General features: G+C 32.9%; 5 protein-coding genes. 3 read left to right on the top strand and 2 right to left on the bottom strand.

The genetic code is table 11. The annotated features are described in order from the left end of the window. The first annotated feature begins 148 nt into the window (after nt 1-148). Entirely contained in the window at nt 149-2,266 is a 2,118-nt protein-coding gene (locus tag LS69_RS09755) for a hypothetical protein (protein ID WP_138124572.1), read from the top strand. A 25-nt stretch (nt 2,267-2,291) separates the two neighbouring features. Here the strand turns inward: LS69_RS09755 and LS69_RS10610 are convergent, their stop codons facing one another. Continuing rightward, nucleotides 2,292-2,441, bottom strand: a complete 150-nt coding sequence (locus tag LS69_RS10610; RefSeq protein ID WP_194145491.1) for a hypothetical protein — start codon at nt 2,439-2,441, stop codon at nt 2,292-2,294. Nucleotides 2,442-2,763: 322 nt separating this feature from the next. Between LS69_RS10610 and LS69_RS09750 the strand changes: the two genes are divergently transcribed. Beyond that, nucleotides 2,764-3,369, top strand: a complete 606-nt coding sequence (locus tag LS69_RS09750; protein ID WP_138124569.1) for a hypothetical protein — start codon at nt 2,764-2,766, stop codon at nt 3,367-3,369. A 99-nt stretch (nt 3,370-3,468) separates the two neighbouring features. Further along, complete coding sequence (locus tag LS69_RS09745) at nt 3,469-4,128, top strand: S24 family peptidase (protein ID WP_138124566.1); 660 nt, start codon at nt 3,469-3,471, stop codon at nt 4,126-4,128. A gap of 16 nt (nt 4,129-4,144) precedes the next feature. Here the strand turns inward: LS69_RS09745 and LS69_RS10955 are convergent. Continuing rightward, nucleotides 4,145-4,414, bottom strand: a 270-nt coding sequence (locus LS69_RS10955) for a hypothetical protein (protein WP_238699298.1), incomplete at its 5' end; no start/stop codon positions are given.

The following is a 4,414-nucleotide window of genomic DNA, read 5'->3' as shown; positions in this document are numbered from 1 at the left end:
CTTATAATGTAGATAAGAGAGACTTGGATTTAGACTTGTTTGTATTCCAAAATGAGCTTATTCGCACATTAAATGCCAAAACACCTGCGGGGGGGGGGGGGAATATGATTACACTGATATTTGGTAGATTTGATGAGGGGGACTGAGAATGATTTGGAAAGAAGAGGATTTGGTTGAGATTAATTTCTCGCAACAATATCTTAACCCTAAAAGCATTGTTCTACATCTCACCCAAGAGGAAAAAATTGAATATATTGAACTATGGAATGTTAAGAATCCTATGCTAGAAGTTCATTGTTTTATAAATGGAGAATGGGCGGAAGTTGATAAGAGTCATTTTGAAAGTGATTCTGCGAATAATGTTCGTATTCTGCTGTATTCTAAGATTTGGATAAAAACTTTAAAAATAAGCTCTAACGAAAATTTGTCGTTACCTGAAGTGAAAATTTTTAAAAGAAAATTTCCAGCTCTTCTTATGTGTGGAAGAGGGGATGGTTTTGGTTCAAGGATTCTTAATTTTTTGTTTGCAAAATATTGTGCGGATAAGTCTGGTTTAAAATTTGGTTTTGTTTGGAATATAAGAAATGCTTCTGAAAAAGGGGTTTTTGTGGATTCCAAAGAAAATATTTTTACCGAATCTTTTTTGGAAAAATATCACTACCCTTTACCGCAAATTTATTCGAGTGATTTGTTTGCAAATCGGTATTACATCAGTGATCTTGCTAAGGGTTCTTATAAATATTATTGGGGCGGATATTATACTTCGGTTTTTCTAGGTAAAAGCCATTTTAAAGACTTCGATGGAGAGGATTTCAACAAAGAAGCTATAAGAATATGGAATGAGATAGATTTTACCCCAGAATATCAACAACTAATTATCTCTGCCAAAGAGGCTTTTCAAGATGATTTCATAGCGATACATATCAGGGTGGGAGATGTGGTTTTTGATCATTTACAGAGAAGAATGTATTTTAGCTATACTGATAGAGCACCTATGAATAGAATTTCTCCGATAGAGATTGTAGCTCATATTATAAAGTTAAACGCAACTAAAAATATTGTCTTATTCAGTGACGAAAAGGCATTAGTCCAAAAGATTAAAGATTATTTCAATGCCTTTAATCGCGAAATTAAGATTCAATTGGCTGATGACTTTAAGAGTGGGTTGTCTTTAACAAGAATGCAAGATACGATTTTTGATTTAGTTTTTATGTCTCAAGCTAAAGAGATTTATTGCCCAAAAGAATCCACATTTTCTATATTGAGTTCTTTTATTGATCGAGCCAAAATCGTTCATTTTAATGAAAAATTTTCTCTTGAGGAGCAATACAGTATTATTGAAGCTGGTTTAAATATTGAAGTTGAACCTCTTATTCGTGCAGCTTCTTTGGCTTACTTTTTCAATCTATCCAAGAAACTTAATAAGGGTCTATCTCATAATGTTTCTATATTGAATAAATATTTAGAATTAGATAAAAATAATTTTGCTACCTACATAGCTATGTTCCATCTATACTTCGCAAATAATCAAGCAGATAAAGTAGAATATACTCTCATGCATTTATTTACTTTTGAAAATTTTGAGCATTTTATTAACACGCTATTATGGACCAAGCAAAATTATGTGGAATATAGAGAATACTTTCAAGATTATAAACTTAATGCAAATGAAAAATTCAAGAGAATTAGTATTGTTGCGGCAAGAATATCGGAATCACAGAATGATATGGCAAGTGCTATAAGCTTTGTTTGTTTGGCGATGGGACAAAAGTATCGTTTTGGGTTTGAAAATAAAAATAATACTGCAAAGCAAAAATTACCAAATGAGCCAAATAAACAGCTTCAAACCCAAAATATAGCATTCCAAAACAAAATCAAACAAATGGAATCTTTCATAGATTCTAAAACTAGAATCCACTCCCACTTAGCCTATAAACTAGGTTCTGCAATGATACTCAATGCAAGGAGCTTTTTGGGGTGGGTGCGAATGCCTTATGTGCTTAGCTATATCAAAGAATTCCATAGAGAAGAACAAAGAAAATATCAAGAAAAAGTAGCAAAGAATCCTAGCTTAAAACTCCCCAAACTAGAATCTTACCCAGACTACAAAGAAGCAATTAAAGAAAAACAATGCTTTACTTACAAATTGGGTGAAGCACTCATAAAAGCTAATAATGTGCGGGGGGGGGGGCGAATATTTGCTTATTTGCAATTCTTCAAAGAAGTGCGTGAGTTAAGAAAAGAGTTTAGAGAAAAGAAGAAGTGAGGAACGCGACAATAAAGAATCTCGCCTAAAAGATTCCATTGTTTGTCTTGCAGATTGTTAGCGTTATGGATTGCTGTGTCGTTTCACTCCGCGCCATGACGATATGGCAGAATCCTCCAAAACTAAAATTATAAATTTGTGCAGTGCGGACAAACTGCAAAGCAGTGTGTGCCACGAGATTCTAGCGAATCTCTCGCAATGACGGAGTGGAATACAAATGATAGCTGAACTTGTGGATTGCTTCACTGCATTCATAATGACGACTTGCCAACCTACGATTCCAATACTTCTATTCTTAAATGCAGTCAAGCAATTCATCGTTTGAAATCTTGGTTAACCTATTATTAAAATTTATATTTTATTTTTATCCATGTTGAAGTTAGGGTGAATTTAGATAAAATTCTAAGTTAAACCCTAAAAAGAGAAACAATGGATTCTAGCGTTTGGATTAGTTTAATTGGTGTTTGTGGGACTTTAGCAGGGGCTTTCTTTGGGGCTTGGCTAAATCCCTATATGCAAGAAAGAAAAGAAACTCAAAGGCTAAAAAAATACTCAAAGAAGCAACGCCTTTAGATAAACTTATTATCTTTAATGCGTATAGAAATATGTTTTTGCCCCTCAATGGAATGCTTATTGCTCCAAATCAACAGCTTGATTTTGAAAGCATGCAGATTATTAATTGCTTTGATGATTTGATAATGCGATTGATATCTAATGTAAAAAGAATGAATGAGGAGAGGATTTTATTTGCCTACGAAGAGCATTATGGGTATAGATTGGTGCTTAGTAGTCAATTTTATTCTTTGATTCATCAAAATGAGAAAATAAAAAAAGAGTTAATGAAGGAAAATAAGCAATTTATCAAAGATGAAGTTTATCCTCTATGTAAAAAAATAATAGAGTCCGAAACTATTTTTAATCTTTTGCAGCAAAGCCAACAACCAAACATAAATGCTACGCCGCTACTAGGCAGCTTAAGTATTTTTATGCATAATATTGGCGTCTTTAATATACCTGTTGATGTAAAGCATTTAAATCCCGCTTCGCCAAAAGATTTTTTAAACTTTCCAAAAGGAGAATTTCACCCTGAATATCAGGGGTGATTTACCTCTGTATTCTATTAAAACCTCCTTTCATTTTAAAATCCATTCCCTCTTTTTTGAATTTTTATGCTAAATTCCTTTTAAAACAAAAGGGTTCTTATGGAAATGGAAGAAGTGATAGAAAAGCTAAAGGACATCTTAGCAAGTGAGGGACAAGAGAATACTAAAGGCATTGATGTGGCTAAGGCTTTAGGCATACACCCCGATACTTTTAATAGTATGAAGTTTAGAAACTCTATCCCCTACAAACAAATCCTAAACTTCCTAGAGCAAAGAAAGATTAATATCAATTACTTTTTCTTTGGAAGTTCGCCAAAGGAAAGCTTAGAATGTGAGGAGAAGTATAGGATTCTTAAACTCTACAAGGCTAATGCTTCCTTGGGGGGTGGAGGATTGAATGAATTTGTGAGTGTAGAGGAGATTACTTTCCCTATTGCATTACTAGAGAAGCTAAAGATTAATCCTAAATGGGAAATCATAGAATGCAAGGGGGATTCTATGGAATCTCTTATCAAAGACAATGCGCTCTGCTTCATTGATAGACAAGCAAGTCTAAAAGACAAAGGAATCTTTGTGATTAACACCAATGAGGGATTGTTTGTCAAACAAATCATCTTAAAAAATAATGGAGTGATTCTGCATTCTTTGAATCCCGCTTATCAAGATTTATTCTTTCAAAATGGGGAGTATTTGATTGTAGGGAGAGTGGTGGGTGTGGCAGATTCTAAGCTACTATATTTAATGCCTTATGCGTTATAATGCTAAGCAATAAAATTTAAAGGATTTTTATGAAATTAAAAGATGATTTCTTTGATAAAAAGGAGAATTGCACATTTGAGTTTAGATTCTCATTTGAATGATTAGTATTTGTATGATTGGGATTATTGGAATCTTGGTTTATATCATTAAAAGAATTACTTGAATGATTCTTTAAATGATTGTTTGCATTATTAGAATCTTGGTTTATCTCTTCTAAATAGAATCTATAATTGCTTAAAGTCATTAAAGTTTCTTTTAAATCCCCTTGTTCTCTTTGAATGAATAA

Source organism: Helicobacter sp. MIT 05-5294 (assembly GCF_000765675.1).
Lineage (GTDB): Bacteria > Campylobacterota > Campylobacteria > Campylobacterales > Helicobacteraceae > Helicobacter_D.
This window is presented reverse-complemented; position numbering and strand designations above follow the sequence as displayed.